The organism is Pseudomonas sp. B23(2017) (assembly GCF_002113725.1).
Taxonomy (GTDB): Bacteria; Pseudomonadota; Gammaproteobacteria; order Pseudomonadales; family Pseudomonadaceae; genus Aquipseudomonas; species Aquipseudomonas putida_Z.
Window position 1 is genome coordinate 70,962 of sequence record NZ_NEJM01000002.1, and the last position, 16,135, is coordinate 87,096.

Here is a 16,135-nt window from a genome sequence, read left to right on the forward strand (position 1 = left end):
GGCGACTTAGTGGTGGCGTGGCTTGAGCAGCGCCGGTTTTTCGTCTGGGGCATGCAGCAGCAGGAACAGCGCCGTCAGCGCTTCGGGGATCTGTACGATCATGTCGTCCTGCAGGTTGGCGTTGCTGGCGATGTCGGCGAACTCCGGCTGCTCGTCGAACAGGCCCGAGCCGACCATGATCGGCAGCAGCATCTCGCTGACTTCTTCCTCGGCGTTCTCGAACCAGGCCTCTTCACGCAGGAATACGCCTTCCATGAAGCCGATGCACCAGCCGCGCAGGTCGGAATCGTCCGGCTCGTCGGTCAGGTCGAGGTCGCATGGCAGCTCGAACTCGTCGTCGCTGGCCAGCTGGCGGGCGATGTGCGCTTTCAGTGCCACCAGGGTGGCCTCGATCTCGGTGCGCTGAGCATCGCTGGCGTAGTGCGGCTCTTCAGCGAACAGAGCGTCGATCCACTCGCGCTCGGGCACTTCCTCGGCATTGATCGAGAGGGCGGTGAGGTAGCCGTGGGCGGCGACATAGTCCAGCGCTTCCTCGTGCAGCTCGTCGGCGTCGAGGAAGGCTTGCAGGCGGGTCAGTTGCTCGGCGAAGGACATTACAGGGCTACCTTGGGGAATAAACGATAACGAATTCTAGCACCTTGCGACGGCGGCGGGGTAAAGGGAACGTCTATCGCCGTGGTGCCCTGCGCGGGGCGGTGCTGCGGTATACTCCGCGATTTTTCATCCAGGGGCAGGGTTTGCCGGCTACCTGGCAAAAACCGCTTACGCATTTGGCGTGTGCGGGGCGGGTTTTTCGTCCAGCCTGTATCCGGGATGGTACGGCGATTTGTGGAGTTGCACATGCTCGAACAGGCTCAGCGCGTTCTCAAGGACGTCTTCGGCTACGACAGTTTCCGCGGGCGCCAGGCAGCGATCATCGACTGCGTGGCCAATGGCGGCGATGCCCTGGTGCTGATGCCCACCGGCGGCGGCAAGTCGTTGTGTTTCCAGGTGCCGGGGCTGCTGCGCCCGGGCCTGACGGTGGTGGTCTCGCCTCTGATCGCGCTGATGGACGACCAGGTCGCCACGCTCGATGAACTGGGTGTGCCGGCCGCTGCGCTGAACTCCACGCTGACCCCGGAGCAGCAGCGTGACCTGGCCGGGCGCCTGCGCCGTGGCGAAGTGAAGATGCTGTACCTGGCGCCCGAGCGCCTGGTGCAGCCGCGCATGCTCGACTTCCTGCGCGACCTGGATATCTCGCTGTTCGCCATCGACGAGGCCCACTGCGTGTCGCAATGGGGCCACGATTTCCGCCCCGAATACCTGCAACTGGGCCAGCTGGCCGAGCTGTTCCCGCATGTGCCGCGCATCGCGCTGACCGCCACCGCCGACATGCGCACCCGCGAGGAGATCGTCCAGCGCCTGCACCTGCAAGGCGCCGAGCGCTTCCTGTCGAGTTTCGACCGGCCCAACATCTTCTACCGCATCGTGCCCAAGGAGGCGCCGCGCAAGCAGCTGATGGCGTTCCTCGGCGAGCGCCGCGGCAACGCCGGTATCGTCTATTGCCTGTCGCGCAAGAAAGTCGACGAAACCGCCGCATTCCTCTGTGACCAGGGCTTCCCCGCGCTGCCGTATCACGCCGGCCTGGCTGCCGAGACGCGTGCAGCCAACCAGCACCGCTTCCTCAACGAGGAAGGCCTTATCATGGTCGCCACCATCGCCTTCGGCATGGGTATCGACAAGCCCAACGTGCGCTTTGTCGCCCACCTTGACCTGCCCAAGTCGCTCGAGGCGTACTACCAGGAGACCGGCCGTGCCGGCCGTGACGGGCTGCCGTCCGATGCCTGGATGGCCTACGGGCTGCAGGACATGGTGATGCTCAAGCAGATGCTGCAGAACTCCGAAGGTGACGAGCGCCACAAGCGCATCGAGCAGCACAAGCTCGACGCCATGCTGGCCCTGTGCGAAGAAACCCGCTGCCGCCGCCAGTCGCTGCTGGCCTATTTCGACGAAACCCTCGAGCAACCGTGCGGGCACTGTGACAACTGTGTCGACCAGGTGCAGACCTGGGACGCCACCGAGCCGGCCCGCCAGGCGCTGTCGGCGGTGTTCCGCACCGGCCAGCGCTATGGCGTCGGTCACCTGGTCGATGTGCTGCTGGGCAAGGACACCGAGAAGGTGCGCAATTTCGGCCACGAGAAGCTCTCGGTGTTTGGCGTCGGCAAGGGGCTGGCCGAAGTCGAGTGGCGTTCGCTGTTCCGTCAGCTGGTGGCGCGCGGCCTGGTCGACATCGATCTGGAAGGCTACGGCGGCCTGCGCCTGTCCGACAGCTGCCGGCCGCTGCTGCGTGGCGAAGTGACCTTGCAGCTGCGCCGTGACCTCAAGCCGCAGACCACCGCCAGAACTTCGTCGTCCAGTGGCGGCAGCCCGGCCAGCCAGCTGGTGCGTGCCGAAGAGCGCGAACTGTGGGAAGCACTGCGTACCCTGCGGCGCAAGCTGGCCGAGGAGCACAGCGTGCCGCCCTACGTCATCTTCCCCGACTCGACGCTGCTGGAGATGCTGCGCAGCCAGCCGGTCAGCCTCAGCGACATGGCCCAGGTCAGCGGCGTGGGCGCGCGCAAGCTGGAGCGTTATGGCCAGGCCTTCCTCGAGGTGCTGAACAACAGCGGTGGCACCGACGAAGCGCCGAAAGTGGTACTCGACCTGCGCCACGAACTGGTCAGCCTGGCCCGTGCCGGCATGACCCCGGCGCAGATCGCCGGGCAGCTCAACTGCAGCGAGAAGAACGTCTACAGCCTGCTGGCCGAGGCGCTGGGCCGCCAGGAACTGAGCCTGGAACAGGCCCTGGACCTGCCGGAAGACCTGTTGATGGAAGTGCAGGATGCCTTCCTCGATGGCGAGGGCGAGCTGCCACCGGTATCGGCGATTGCGCCGCTGTTCGGGGCGCGGGTGCCGGAGGGCGTGCTGTACTGCGTGCGGGCTGCGCTGGCGGCCGAGTTCGAGCTGTAAGTGACGACAGGATCGAAGGCAGAACTGCCATCTGCTGACCTTTGTCATGTTTTTTGACGATTATCGAACATTCCAGGGTGCCCGAGCCTTGCCTCGTGGGACGGGCCATGGTTAGCTGCCTAATAATTAGATCTGTTCAATGAGTTGCTTATGCCCCTGACCGACAACCAACACCGCTTCGGCATGCAGCTGGCCCAGATGTCCCGGGGTTGGCGTGCCGAGCTGGACCGCCGCCTGGCCGGGCTCAACCTGTCCCAGGCGCGTTGGCTGGTGTTGCTGCACCTGGCCCGTTTCGAAGAGGCCCCGACCCAGCGTGAGCTGGCCCAGAGCGTGGGTGTCGAAGGCCCGACCTTGGCGCGCCTGCTCGACAGCCTGGAGGCGCAGGGGCTGGTACGCCGGCAGGCGGTGCTGGAAGACCGGCGGGCGAAGAAGATTGTGCTGTGCCCGCCGGCCAAGCCACTGATCGACCAGATCGAGACCATTGCCAATCAATTGCGGGTAGAGCTGTTCACCGGGGTGGACGAGGCGGAGCTGCAGGTGTGCATGCGGGTGCATGCCAAGATCCTGGCCAACCTGGAGAAATCCTGAGGGGCCTGGGGCCGCTTTGCGGCCTTCAAGTTGGCGCTGTCCCTGTGGGAGCGGCTTTAGCCGCGAACACCGGCGCAGCCGGTGCCATGCACCGCGTCGCCTGCTTCGCGGGTGAACCCGCTCCCACAGGGATCTCACCGGCCCTGAAAGTGATGAAGCCCTAGAAGGTATGCCCAAGGTTCAGGTACACCGCCTGCTCATGCGCACTGTTGGCCCCGTAGCTCAGGTTCAACGGCCCCAGCGGCGTCTCCAGCCCCAGGAAGATGCTCGCCGCATTGATGTAGCCACTGTCGAAATCGTTGTCGTTGTTCCACGCCCGCCCTCGCTCCAGCGACCCGCCGATGTACAGCGGGAAGTCCAGCGGCACGTACGCCCGTGGTGTCAGGCGGCGGTAGTAGACCATGCGCATCAGGCTCACGTTCTGCCCCGACACCGAGTCCTGGCGGAAGCCTGACAGCTCCCGCGCGCCACCCAGCACGAAGCTCGAGGTCACCACTTCGGTATCATCCAGCGTGCGCCCGTAGCGCCCGCCCAGCACGAAGGTGTTCGGCCCGCTGCTGAGGGCCTTGTCCAGGTTGAACATCCACTGCCGGTAATCCTGGTCGGAATCCAGCGACTGGTCATACTTGCGCAAGGTCAGGCCGATATCCTCGCCGCTGTGCGGGAAGTACAGGTTGTCGAGGGTGTCGAACGAGTACTTCAGCTCGTAGAAACCTTCGTTGAAACTGACCTTGGGCAGGTCCTGGTCGCCGATGCGTACCTCGGCCTCGCCCCAGGCCTTGCCCACGCCCAGGCGCACTTCGCCGTTGGTGCCGATCTGCCGCCCCACGTTAAGGCCAAAGCCGTAACGCTCCAGGCGGTACTCGGCCACCGGGTCGTTGTCCAGGGTGGCTTCGATGTTCTGCGAGCTGAAGTCCAGGTACGGCGCGATGAAATAGCGCGAGCCCACGTCCAGCGGCTGATAGAACTCGCTGTACAACTCCTGCTGGTCGCCGATCTGGCCACGGGTCAACCATTCGGCGCCGAGGCTGTTGATGCCGTTGACCCGGTAGCTGGCGCCCAGGTTGAAGGCGCTGTCGCCGCGCAGGTCGTCCGACAGGTTCAGGCCCAGGCGCAGGTAGTCGGTGCCACCGCGTCGGCCGCGGGCGTTGATCACCAGGGTGTTGTCGTCGCCCTTGTGCACCACGCGGTACTGCACCCGGTCGAAGTAGTCCAGGCCGTACAGCGTGCCCATGTCGGTCTGCAGGCGGCCTAGCTCCAGCGGCGCATCGATCGGTTGGCGGATGTACGAGCGGATGACCTCGTCGCTGACCTTGGAGTCGTTTTCGATCCTGATCGCGGTGATCGTCGGCGTGCGTTGGCGCGGCGAGCGGGCCACGGCCAGGCTGCTGTCACCTTCGGGCTGGCGCAGGGCGGCAAGGCGCGGGTCGAGCAGGCGGGTGGCGCGGTAGCCGGCCTCGATCATTTCCCGGGCGCGGCCAAAATCGGTGACGCCAAAGGCGGTCAGCGGTGGCTGGATGAGGATGTCGTCGCGGTGCAGGCTGGCCAGTTGTTCTTCCGAGTTGCGCCGGGTCATCAGGGTGATCGACTGGTTGAGCACATCGACCACCGTGGCCAGCTGCTTGCGGTCACGCAGCGGGGTGCCGATGTCGACCACGATGGCCAGGTCCACACCCATTTCGCGGGCGACGTCCACCGGGATGTTGTCGACCATGCCGCCGTCCACCAGCAGCCGGCCGTCCAGCTCGACTGGGGCGAACACCGCCGGGATCGACATGCTGGCGCGGATCACCTGGGGCAGGTGGCCGCGGCGGAACACCACCTTTTCGCCACTGGCGATGTCGGTGGCCACTGCGCGGAAGGGAATGGGCAGCTTGTCGAAGTCACGGGTGTCGGCGGTATGCGCCAGCTTGCTTTCCAGCAGCAGCGCCAGGTTCTGGCCCTGGATCACCCCCAGCGGCAGGCCCAGGCTGCCGTCGTCGCGAAAGCTGAGCTTCTGCTTGACCAGGAAGTCGCGGTCATCCTGCTTGCGCCGGAACGGCACATCCTTGCGCGGCGGGGCATCGGACAGCGCCTGTTGCCAGTCGAGGGTGGTGGCAAGTTTTTCCAGCTCTTCGACACTGTAGCCCGAGGCATACAAGCCGCCGACCACCGCGCCCATGCTGGTGCCGGCGATGGCGTCGATGCGCACGCCCTGTTCCTCCAGGGCCTTGAGCACACCGATGTGGGCCAGGCCACGGGCCGCGCCCCCCGACAGCACCAGGCCAACCTTGGGCCTGGCCGGTTCGGCGGCAAATACCGTGAGGGAGGTGAGGGTGAGCAGGAAACAGAACAGCAAACGGCGCATCGTGAGTCTCAAACCGTGGGCTAAAGACCGCTAGTATAAGCGGCCCCTCACCTGGAGATGCCTCACCATGGCCGACAGCAAACCGGAAATCGTCATCACGTATTGCACCCAGTGCCAATGGCTGCTGCGTGCCGCCTGGCTGGCCCAGGAACTGCTCAGCACCTTCACCGACGACCTTGGCCGGGTGGCCCTGGAGCCTGGCACCGGCGGTATCTTCCGCATCACCTGCAATGGCGTGCAGATCTGGGAGCGCAAGGCCGACGGTGGCTTCCCCGAAGCCAAGGTGCTGAAGCAGCGGGTGCGCGACCAGATCGACCCGCAGCGCGACCTGGGCCACAACGACCGCTGAATCAGGCGCCCTCGGCCAGCGGCCGCTGCCTGGGCGGTTGCTCGGCGGCCAGGCGGCTGGACAGCACGATGGCGAAGATGATCAGCGCGCCGCCCAGCAGCATGCGCAGGGTCGGGGTTTCGGCGAACACCACCCAGGCCACGGCAATGCCGTAGACCGGTTCCATGCCGAATACCACGGCGGCGGTGCGCGCCTTGATCACCGACAGGCTGGCGACGAACAGGCTGTGCGCCACGCCTGTGCAGAAGATGCCGAGCAGGGCGATCCACAGCCAGTCCATGGTGGCTACGCCGGCCAGGTCCGGTGCCGCGAACGGCAGCAGGCACAAGCCCACCACCAGGTTCTGCCACAGCGCCGCCTGCACTGCAGGCAGGCGGCCGGAGCCGGCGCGGTTGGTGAGTGACAGCAAGGAGAACAGCAGCCCCGACAGCAATGACCAGAGCAGGCCGCCGGTGGCTTCACTGGCCAGGTCGAATGCCGGTGTGACCAGTACCAGGCCGATGCTGACCAGCAACACCAGCAAAGCCTCGTTGCGGCGGATGCGTTCGCGGAACAGCAGGCCTTCGAGGATCACGGTAAAGGCCGGGAAGCTGGCGAAGCCGAGGGTGGCGATGGCCACGCCGGCGACCTTTACCGCGATGAAGAAACTGACCCAGTGCCCGGCCAGCAGCACGCCGCCGAGCAGCAGGCGACGGGCGTCCTGGCCGCTCAGGCGTTGCCAGCCCGGCCCGGCCAGGCTGGCGAACAGGGCCAGGGCGAGCACGGCGAAGGCGGCGCGGCCGAAGACGATGATCGCCGGGCTGGCGCTGGCGGCCAGTTTGCCGAAAACGCCGGTGAGGCCGAAGAACAGCGCGCCGATGTGCAGGGCGCCGAGGGCGGTGCGGTGGTTCATGGGTGGTCCTTGCTCAAGATCTCTACTGGCTGTGCCGGCCTCTTCGCGGGTAAACCCGCTCCCACAGTTACTGCACCGCTTTTGAAGCCTGCGCAGTACCTGTGGGAGCGGGTTTACCCGCGAAAGGGCCGGCACAGGCAAAGTGTATAGGCACAGGCAAAGGCGGTCTGTCGCAAGACTGGCGTCAATTGTCGCCAGACTCTCGCCGCAAAGCCAACGGCGTACACCCGAACGCCCGCAACATCGCCGCCGAAAACGCACTCTGCGAGCTGTACCCCACCTGCGCCGCAATCTCCCCCATCGGTAGCAAGGTCTGCATCACCAGCCGCCGCGCCTTGAGCAAGCGCCGCTGGCGAATGTAGTCCATCGGCGTCATCCCGCATTCCGCGGTAAAGCGCGCATGCAGGCGGGCACTGGACAACCCGGCGATGCGCGCCAGGTCAGCCACTTGCAGCGGGTAGGCGGCATGCCGCTCGATATGCGCATCGAAGGCGCCATAGGGCAGGCGCTGGCTGGCTGCGACGCTGGCTGCTGCCGTGGGGTTGAGGCTGGCCAGCAGCAGCGCTGCCCCTTGCCGGGCAATCAGCGGGTCGTGCATGGGGCTGGTCGCCAGCCAGTCCACCAATTGCTGCTGGCGCTCGTCCAGGCCCAGGGCGGCGGGGCGGTCGAGCAGGCGGCGGCTGGCATCGGCATGTTCGCCCAGTTGCTCGCGCAACCAGTGGTCCCCTGGTACATCCAGCACCAGGCAATCGCTGCCGCCATCGCTGGTGCAGGTGTGATGGGCGCCCGCCGGTACCACGATCAGCCCCTGTCGATCGATCCCGGCGCCATGCCCCTGCACCTCGAACTCCAGGCGACCGCGCAGGCCGAACACCAGTTGCGGGTGTTCGTGGCTGTGGGCGATCAGGCTGTCGCGGTAATGGCGCAGCGAGAGGATCGGGCCGGCGGTCATGGGGAGAGTCGTCCTCGCAGGGCAGAACCGCATTGTGCCTCATTCCCTGCAGTCCATCACTCGTAACGGTTTTGCCACTGCGCTGTCATCCGCGCCTGCCAGTCTCCAGCAAACTGCGCCGGAGCCTGCCCATGACCCATGCCGAACTGTCCCGTCCCTCGCGCAAGCAACGCGTGCGTACCCTGTGGATCTCCGATGTGCATCTGGGCACCCGCGACTGCCAGGCCGAACACCTGTCGCAGTTCCTCAAGGGCTACCAGGTCGACCGCATCTACCTGGTGGGCGATATCATCGATGGCTGGAAGCTGCGCGGCGGAATCTACTGGCCTCAAGCCCACACCAACGTGATCCGCCGCCTGCTGACCATGAGCAAGCGCGGCACCGAGGTGATCTACGTCACCGGCAACCATGACGAATTCCTGCGCCGTTACTCCAAGCTGATGCTCGGCAACATCCAGCTGGTGGACGAGGCCGAGCATCTGACTGCCGATGGCCGCCGCCTGCTGGTGATCCATGGCGACCAGTTCGACGTGATTACCCGTTACCACCGCTGGCTGGCGTTCCTCGGTGACCGTGCCTACGAGTTCACCCTGGTGCTCAACCGCTGGCTCAACCACTGGCGTGCCCGCTATGGATACGGCTATTGGTCACTCTCGGCGTACCTGAAGCACAAGGTCAAAGGCGCGGTGAACTTCATCAGCGACTTCGAGGATGCCATTGCCCACGAGTGCACCCGCCGCGGTTTTCATGGGGTGGTGTGTGGGCATATCCACCATGCCGAGATTCGCCAGGTGGGGGAGGTGGAGTACCTCAATTGCGGGGATTGGGTGGAGTCGTGCACGGCGCTGATCGAGCATTGGGATGGCACGATCGAGCTGTATCGGCTGGCGGAGGCGCAGACGCGTGAAGCGCAGGCAGCGGCGGCGGTGCGCGAACCGGCGTAGGGGTTGAGGGCCAAGGGGGCTGCTTTGCAGCCCATCGCGACACAAGGCCGCTCCTACAACGACCGCGTAAGCTCGGAATTTACGCGGACCTTGTAGGAGCGGCCTTGTGTCGCGATGGGCCGCAAAGCGGCCCCAAAAAATCTACAGGCTGATCTTGCCCAGCAGGATATCCCTGAACATCACGAAATCCCCGATCAGGCTATACAGCGGATGGGTAAAGGTCGCAGGCCGGTTCTTTTCGAAAAAGAAATGCCCGACCCAGGCAAAGCCGTAGCCGAACACGGGCAAGGCCAGCAGCAACAACCATTTGCCACTGCCGATGATATAGGCCAGCAGGGCTATCACCAGGCTGGTGCCGACGAAGTGCAGGCGGCGGCAGGTGGGGTTGCTGTGCTCCCCCAGGTAGTAAGGGTAGAACTCGGCAAAACTGCGAAACTGCGCTGTGCGGTTCATGACAGTGCTCCGGGATTAATACTTCTGGACAAGATGCACGGCGTGGAGCCTGAATCGAGTCTAGAGTGACTGGCGAAGCCTATCAGTGACAATAGGCGCCAATTGAATATCCTTGGGGTTCACCGCAGGAGCGGTCAGCATAAATGCCTTTCATGAGCGAAAGAACCACGTCAGCCAGCTGGGCATCAGGGATCGTGAAGGCACTCGAACTGGAAGGGCTGGACTGCCGGGCCATGTTCAAGCAGCTGGGGCTGGATTTCGCTGCCCTCGACGACCCCGACGCGCGCTTCCCCCAGGACTCCATGACCCGGCTGTGGCAACTGGCGGTGGAACTGTCGGGCAACGAGGCCATAGGCCTGAACATGGCGCGGGTGGTGCGCCCGGCGTCGTTCCATGTGGTGGGCTATGCGTTGATGTCCAGCCGCACCCTGGCCGAAGGCTTCGAGCGCCTGGTGCGTTACCAGCGCATCATCGCCGAAAGCTCCGACCTCAGCTTCGTCCTCGGCCCCGAGGGCTATTCGTTGATCCTGACCGTACACGGCGACCACCTGCCACCGACCCGGCACAGTGCCGAGGCATCGCTGGCCTGCGCGCTGGCGCTGTGCAGCTGGCTCAGCGGTCGGCCGGTGCAACCGCGCCGGGTGCTGGTGCAGGGGCCGCAGCCAAAGAATATCGAACCGTACAAGGTGGCGTTCCATTCGCCGCTGGTGTTCGGGGCACCGCACGATGCGCTGGTGTTCGAGCGCGCCGACATGGAGGCGCCGCTGCCCACCGCCAACGAAGCCATGGCCATCCTGCATGACCGCTTTGCCGGCGAATACCTGGCGCGTTTCTCGGAAAGCCGGGTCACCCACCGCGTGCGCCAGGTACTGTGCCGCATCCTGCCGCAGGGCGAGCCCAAGCGCGAAACCCTGGCCCAGGCCCTGCACCTGTCGCAGCGCACCTTGCAGCGGCGGCTGCAGGAAGAAGGTACCAGCTTCCAGACCCTGCTCGACGATACCCGCCGCGAACTGGCCGAACAGTACCTGGCGCAGCCAGGCATGACCCTGCTGGAAACCGCCTATCTGCTGGGTTTTGCCGACCCCAGCAACTTCTACCGGGCGTTCCGCCGCTGGTTCCATGCCACGCCCAGTGAGTACCGCGCCCGCCTGGGCGCCGAGCCCGAGGTGGTCAGTGACGCCAGAACGCCGGCATGCACAACACTAGCACGGTGATGATTTCCAATCGGCCGAGCAGCATGCCGCTGGCGAGAATCCACTTGGCAGCGTCCGGCAGCGTGGCGTAGTTGCCCGACGGGCCGATCACTTCCCCCAGGCCCGGGCCCACACCCGAGACCGTGCCGGCAGCGCCGGTCAGGGCGGTCATCCAGTCCACGCCAAGCAACGACAGCAGCAGCGCCATGACGCAGATGGTGATGGCGAAGAAGAACGAGAAGGTCAGGATCGAACGCACGATTTCTTCGTCAAGGCGGTGGCCGTTGTACTTCTGCTTGATCACCGCGCGTGGGTGGATCAGCTGGTTGAGGCTGGCCTTGAGCAGGATGTAGGCGACCTGGAAGCGGAAGATCTTGATGCCACCCGCCGTCGAGCCGGAGCAGCCGCCGACGAAGCCCAGGTAGAAGAACAGCATCAGCGAGAAGTTGCCCCACAGGCTATAGTCACCCAGGGCGAAGCCGGTGGTGGTGACCACCGAAGTCACGTTCAGCGCCACGTGGCGCAGGGCGTCGAGCCAGTGCAGGTTGGTGGTGGCCCAGTACCAGGTGCCAAGCACCAGCCAGGTGACCAGCAGCATGCCCAGCAAACCCTGCACCTGCTGGTCGCGGATCAGTGCCTTGCGGTTGCCGCGCAGGGTCGCCACGTAAAGGGTGAAGGGCAGGCTGCCGAGGATCATCACCACCACCGCGACCCAGTGCACGGCCGGGATATCCCACTTGGCCAGCGACTGGTCGGAGGTGGAAAACCCGCCAGTGGAAATCGCCGACATGGCGTGGTTGATCGCATCGAACGGGCTCATGCCGGCCCACCAGAAGCCCAGCGCGCCCAGGATCGAGAAGCCGACGTATACCCCCACGATCGACTTGGCGACCATGTGCGAGCGCGGCATGACCTTCTCCGAGCGGTCGGACGATTCGGTCTGGAACAGGCGCATGCCACCGATGCGCAGCAGCGGCAGGATCGCTACCGCCATGCCGATGAAGCCGATGCCGCCGAGCCAGTGCAGCATCGAGCGCCACATCAGGATGCCCGGTGACATGTTGTCCAGCCCGCTGAGCACCGTGGCGCCGGTGGCGGTGATGCCCGACATGCTTTCGAAGAAGGCGTCGGTATAGCTGATGTGCTGGGTCAGCAGGAACGGCAGGGCGGCGAACACGCACACCACCAGCCAGCTGCTGACGGTCAGCAGGTACATGTCGCGCGGGCGCAGGTGCACATGCTCGGGGCGGCCCTGGAGCACCAGGGCCAGGCCGGCGATGAAGGTGATCAGGCTCGACCAGAGGAACGACGGCATGTCACGGGTGCGTTCGAAGATCACCAGGGTCGCCATGGGCACGGCCATGCTGACGGCGAGGGTAATCAGGAAGATGCCGATGATGAAACCAATGATCCTTAAGGTCGGCAACGCCATGTGATCTGCTCTGACTCGAAACGGAAGGGCGCCATTCTACCTATGGGTCTGGTGATGTAAACGCTAGAATGGCGGCACATTTACCTGCCAGGAGGGTAGCCGATGGAGGCTCTCGACGCATTGCTCAACCGTGTTTCCGTGCCACGCCTGACCGACCCGGCGCCCAATGCCGCCCAGCGCGAGGCGCTGTTCCAGGCCGCCCTGCGCGCCCCGGACCACGGCCAGCTGCGGCCGTGGCGCTTTCTCACCATCGAAGGCCAGGGCCGCGAGAAGCTGGGTGAGCTGTTCGCCGAAGCGCTGCAGCACAAGGGGGATGCCAGCCAGGCTGCCCTGGACAAGGCCCGCGCCATGCCCCTGCGGGCGCCGTTGCTGATCGTGGTGGTTGCTAGGCTGCAGGACCACTTCAAGGTGCCCAAGTCCGAGCAGCGGCTGGCGGCAGGCTGTGCCGCGCACGGCATCCTGATTGCGGCGCATGCGCAAGGTATCGGTGCGGTGTGGCGCACCGGGGACATGGCTTTCGATGCCCATGTGCACAAGGGCCTGGGGCTGGCCGCGAACGAGGAGCTGATCGGGTATCTGTATGTGGGTACGCCGTTGACCGAGCCGCGCACCGCGCCGATTCTGGAAACTGCAGATTTCGTCAGTGCCTGGGGCGAGTAACGTAGTCTTGGGCTGATTGCAGTATCAAGGCATCCGGCCCTTTCGCGGGTAAACCCGCTCCCACAGGTGTTGCGCAAATTTCAGGCCTTGCACAGTACCTGTGGAGGAGGGCGGGTGCCTTTACAGCACATCAACCGCCCGCCGCTCCCACAGGTGTGGCGCAAACTTCAGGCCTTGCACAGTACCTGTGGGAGCGGGTTTACCCGCGAAGAGGCCGGGAGCATTTACATCAAATCAACTGCCTGTCGCTTCAGTCACAGGCAACTCCAGCCGCGCCACAAAGCCCCCCTGTGGATGGTTCTCCAGCACCAGGCTGCCACCATGCCGCTCCGCCGCCTTGCGTGCAATCGCCAGCCCCAGCCCATGCCCCGGCGTTTCCTGCCCCGGCGCACGGAAGAACGGTTCCCCCAGCTGCGCCAGGTGTTCCGCCGCCGCTCCCGGCCCATGGTCACGCACGCTGATCACGATACGGTCTTGCTCGCGCACGGCGCTGACTTCGATCGGCTGGCCCTGCGGGTTGAAGCGCAGGGCGTTGCGCAGCAGGTTGTCCACGGCACGCTCGATCAGCGTTGGCCAACCCTGCAAGGTCAACCCCGGCTGTGCCTCCAGGCGCACGTCCTGCTCTGGTGCGCTGAGCTGGGCGTCCTTGCGCACGCTGCCGAGCAGGGCGTTAAGGTCGACCGGCTCGGCATGGGCCTGTTCGGCATCGACCCGCGCCAGGGCGAGAATTTCGCTGATCAGGTCTTCCAGGCGGTCGCATTCGCGGGTCAGGCGTGGCCACAGCGCCTCGCGCTGCTCCGGCTCGGCGCGCTCGGCCAAGGCCAGGGCGATACGCAGCCTGGCCAGCGGTGAGCGCAGTTCATGGGACACATCGCGCAGCAACTGGCGCTGGCTGCCGATGGTGCTTTGCAGGCGCGCGCCCATCTTGTTGAAGTCCTTGGCCAGCACGCCGAACTCGTCACGCCGCGCCGCCAGCTGCGCCAGGCTGTTCTGCTGGTAGGTGGTCTGGCCCAGGTCATGCACGGCGCTGCGCAGGCGGCTGAGCGGGCGGGTGATGGACAGGGTCACCAGCAGGCTGAACAGGGTCAGCACCACCAGGGCAATGCCCAGCGCACTGAGCGGCCACAACAGGCTTTCGCGGTGCCAGGCATCCAGCGCCGGGTGGGGGATGCGGTAGATCAGCAGGTACGTCTCGCCGGTGTCGGGGCTGGTGTATTCCTCGGTCAACCGGCGCCACGGCAGGCGCCGCTGGTCATTGTGCTGGCGTGCCTCGAAGGCCGCCGCACGGCGCGGGAAGGTGCCGGGCACCACGGCTTCGCCACTGTCGTCGAGCACCTGCACGTCGATCTTGTAGCGGTCCTTGCGCCGTTCCAGGAAGTGCTGTGCCGAAGCCAGGCCTTCCTGTTCGTAATGCTTGGCCCACTTGCTGGCCAGGGTATTCAGGCCCGGGTGGCGGCTGAGGATCCAGGCGTCCTGGTTGAGCATATGGCCCAGCAGGATCGACAGGCCCGCGACCAGGGTGATGGCCAGCCAGAAACTGGCCAGGATGCGCCAGAACAGTGAACGCAAGTGCACCTCCTGCAAACAAGAAAAGCCCGGCTCGCACATAGGCGGGCCGGGCATCGGGCGGACAGCTTACTGGGCCTTGTTGCCTTTTTCAGCTTTCCAGGCCTGGAACTCCTGCCACTCGGCTTTCTGCGCGGCGCGTTCCTTCTGCAGTTCATCGAACTTCTTCTGCTGCTCAGGCTTGAGCAGGGCACGGACCGCGCTGTCGGTCTTGTCGCGGTTGGCCTGCAGTTCGTCCTTCATCGCCTTCTGGTCGGCGGCCGGCAGTTTGGACAGGTAGCGCTCGGTGATGTCGCGGCGCTGTTTCATCTGCTCGCCCATCAGTTTGCCGATCTGCTGGCGCTGGTCACGGCTCAGGTCCAGTTGGTGGAAAGGCGCATCACCGCGATGATGTGGGCCGTCGTGGCGCGGGCCGCCTTCAGGCATGGCCATGGCCACGGTCGGCAGGGCGGCGGCGAACATCAGGGCGATAAGGGTCTTGCGCATGGTGTCTCTCCTTTCATGGGCCGGTGGTTACCGGATGAGCACAGTCTAGGGAGATCACCGTCAAGCGCGGTCAGTGGATGGTAAAGGCTCGGTAAAGAAGTTCAGAGGCAGTAGTAATAACCACGGCTGCGCAGGGCGACGATGCGCGGCCGGCCATCGGCGTGGGGGCCGATCTTCTTGCGCAGGTTGCTGACGTGCATGTCCAGGCTGCGGTCGTACAGGGTCAGCTTGCGGCCCAGACCGATCTGCGCCAGTTCCTGCTTGTCCAGCGGCTCGCCGGGTTGGCGCAGCAGGGCTTCGAGAATGCGGCTTTCGGACAGGGTCAGGGTCATTTCGCGGCCATCGATGCTGGCCACGCCACGGGCAGGGCTGTAGACCAGGTCGCCCAGTTCCACCTGGCTGGTGGTGGCGGTGGGGTGGCTGCGGCGCAGCACGGCACGCAGGCGAGCGGTGAGTTCACGCGGGTCGCAGGGTTTGGCCAGATAGTCGTCGGCGCCCAGTTCCAGGCCGAGGATGCGGTCCAGCGGCTCGCCGCGGGCCGAGAGCATCAGCACCGGCAGTTCGGCATGCTCGCTGCGCAACTGCTTGAGCAGTTCCAGGCCACTGCCGTCGGGCAGCATCACGTCCAGCACCACGGCCGCCGGGGCATGCGTGGCCAGGGCCTGGCGTGCACTCTGGCCATCGTGGCAGGCGCGCACGGTAAACCCTTCCTGGGTCAGCCAGCTGCCGAGCAGCTCGCACAGCTCCTGGTCATCATCTATCAGTAACAGCTCGCTCATGACTCACTCAATTCAACCATTGACGGCGGCTATTCGGTCCGCCAGTGGCAAAGATACCGCAGACTGATGGCAACAGTATAACTGCCGGTACCGCGTGGGCTTCTTCGCGGGCTTGCCCGCTCCCACAGGTAACCCACAAACCTCAGGACCTGTGGTGTCCCTGTGGGAGCGGGCAAGCCCGCGAAGAAGCCCACGCGGTCTCAGATCAAGGCAGCACTTGCTTGAACGGCTTGACCACCACCTTGTCGTACACGCCCGCGGCAATGTAAGGGTCGGCATCGGCCCAGGCCTGCGCCGCAGACAGGGAGTCGAACTCGGCAACGATCAGGCTACCGCTGAAACCCGCTTCGCCCGGGTCGTTGCTGTCGATGGCCGGGTGCGGGCCGGCCAGTACCACGCGGCCCTCGGCCTTCAGCTGCTGCAGGCGTTCGATGTGCGCCGGGCGGGCGGCCAGGCGCTTTTCCAGGGAGTTTGCGACGTCGCTGGCGATGATGGCGTAGAGCATG

Annotated in this window: 16 protein-coding genes; 6 read left to right on the top strand and 10 right to left on the bottom strand. The window is 65.3% G+C overall.

The annotated features are described in order from the left end of the window. Window positions 1-6: 6 nt before the first annotated feature. Window positions 7-594: a YecA family protein gene (locus CAG46_RS03620; protein WP_025340148.1), complete on the bottom strand. Its 588-nt coding sequence runs from the start codon at window positions 592-594 to the stop codon at window positions 7-9. A 246-nt stretch (window positions 595-840) separates the two neighbouring features. Between CAG46_RS03620 and recQ the strand changes: the two genes are divergently transcribed. Together recQ and CAG46_RS03635 are read left to right on the top strand one after the other, a co-directional pair. After that, on the top strand, window positions 841-2,988 hold the full coding sequence (gene recQ / locus CAG46_RS03630; RefSeq protein WP_085589121.1) for a DNA helicase RecQ: 2,148 nt from the start codon (window positions 841-843) through the stop codon (window positions 2,986-2,988). A 150-nt stretch (window positions 2,989-3,138) separates the two neighbouring features. Continuing rightward, a complete protein-coding gene (locus tag CAG46_RS03635) occupies window positions 3,139-3,576 on the top strand; it encodes a MarR family transcriptional regulator (protein ID WP_013973685.1) in 438 nt (145 codons plus the stop codon). Window positions 3,577-3,736: 160 nt separating this feature from the next. On the opposite strand, the gene CAG46_RS03640 is transcribed toward CAG46_RS03635, so the two are convergent. Next, window positions 3,737-5,923: a patatin-like phospholipase family protein gene (locus tag CAG46_RS03640; RefSeq protein WP_085589119.1), complete on the bottom strand. Its 2,187-nt coding sequence runs from the start codon at window positions 5,921-5,923 to the stop codon at window positions 3,737-3,739. A 67-nt stretch (window positions 5,924-5,990) separates the two neighbouring features. On the opposite strand from CAG46_RS03640, the gene CAG46_RS03645 reads away from it, so the two are divergent. After that, on the top strand, window positions 5,991-6,272 hold the full coding sequence (locus CAG46_RS03645; protein ID WP_025340145.1) for a SelT/SelW/SelH family protein: 282 nt from the start codon (window positions 5,991-5,993) through the stop codon (window positions 6,270-6,272). A 1-nt stretch (window position 6,273) separates the two neighbouring features. Here CAG46_RS03645 and CAG46_RS03650 read toward each other — a convergent pair whose 3' ends face one another. Next, window positions 6,274-7,164 carry a DMT family transporter gene (locus tag CAG46_RS03650; protein ID WP_025340144.1) on the bottom strand — a complete coding sequence of 297 codons (891 nt, stop codon included), beginning with the start codon at window positions 7,162-7,164 and terminating at the stop codon, window positions 6,274-6,276. A gap of 184 nt (window positions 7,165-7,348) precedes the next feature. Further along, complete coding sequence (locus tag CAG46_RS03655) at window positions 7,349-8,116, bottom strand: AraC family transcriptional regulator (RefSeq protein ID WP_085618601.1); 768 nt, start codon at window positions 8,114-8,116, stop codon at window positions 7,349-7,351. Window positions 8,117-8,247: 131 nt separating this feature from the next. Here CAG46_RS03655 and CAG46_RS03660 point away from each other — a divergent pair, with 131 nt between their 5' ends. Further along, entirely contained in the window at window positions 8,248-9,060 is an 813-nt protein-coding gene (locus CAG46_RS03660) for a UDP-2,3-diacylglucosamine diphosphatase (protein ID WP_085618598.1), read from the top strand. Window positions 9,061-9,201: 141 nt separating this feature from the next. On the opposite strand, the gene CAG46_RS03665 is transcribed toward CAG46_RS03660, so the two are convergent. Beyond that, the gene (locus CAG46_RS03665; protein ID WP_025340141.1) at window positions 9,202-9,513 is read right to left on the bottom strand and encodes a DUF962 domain-containing protein; all 312 of its coding nucleotides are present in this window, start codon (window positions 9,511-9,513) and stop codon (window positions 9,202-9,204) included. A 152-nt stretch (window positions 9,514-9,665) separates the two neighbouring features. On the opposite strand from CAG46_RS03665, the gene CAG46_RS03670 reads away from it, so the two are divergent. Beyond that, on the top strand, window positions 9,666-10,727 hold the full coding sequence (locus CAG46_RS03670; RefSeq protein WP_025340140.1) for an AraC family transcriptional regulator: 1,062 nt from the start codon (window positions 9,666-9,668) through the stop codon (window positions 10,725-10,727). Here the strand turns inward: CAG46_RS03670 and CAG46_RS03675 are convergent. Beyond that, the gene (locus CAG46_RS03675) at window positions 10,684-12,138 is read right to left on the bottom strand and encodes a TrkH family potassium uptake protein (protein WP_085618596.1); all 1,455 of its coding nucleotides are present in this window, start codon (window positions 12,136-12,138) and stop codon (window positions 10,684-10,686) included. The two genes, CAG46_RS03670 and CAG46_RS03675, sit on opposite strands and share 44 nt — an antisense overlap. 102 nt (window positions 12,139-12,240) lie before the next feature. Here CAG46_RS03675 and CAG46_RS03680 point away from each other — a divergent pair, with 102 nt between their 5' ends. After that, entirely contained in the window at window positions 12,241-12,798 is a 558-nt protein-coding gene (locus CAG46_RS03680) for a nitroreductase family protein (protein ID WP_085618594.1), read from the top strand. Between the two features lie 234 nt (window positions 12,799-13,032). On the opposite strand, the gene CAG46_RS03685 is transcribed toward CAG46_RS03680, so the two are convergent. From CAG46_RS03685 to CAG46_RS03700, 4 genes are all read right to left on the bottom strand, one after another. Next, window positions 13,033-14,373, bottom strand: coding sequence for a cell wall metabolism sensor histidine kinase WalK (locus CAG46_RS03685; RefSeq protein WP_085618592.1), 1,341 nt, complete (start codon window positions 14,371-14,373; stop codon window positions 13,033-13,035). A 60-nt stretch (window positions 14,374-14,433) separates the two neighbouring features. Then, a complete protein-coding gene (locus CAG46_RS03690; RefSeq protein WP_025340137.1) occupies window positions 14,434-14,850 on the bottom strand; it encodes a Spy/CpxP family protein refolding chaperone in 417 nt (138 codons plus the stop codon). A gap of 101 nt (window positions 14,851-14,951) precedes the next feature. Further along, a complete protein-coding gene (locus CAG46_RS03695; protein ID WP_025340136.1) occupies window positions 14,952-15,629 on the bottom strand; it encodes a response regulator transcription factor in 678 nt (225 codons plus the stop codon). A 205-nt stretch (window positions 15,630-15,834) separates the two neighbouring features. Next, a complete protein-coding gene (locus CAG46_RS03700) occupies window positions 15,835-16,134 on the bottom strand; it encodes a YciI family protein (protein WP_085618590.1) in 300 nt (99 codons plus the stop codon). Between the last annotated feature and the right edge of the window lies 1 nt (window position 16,135).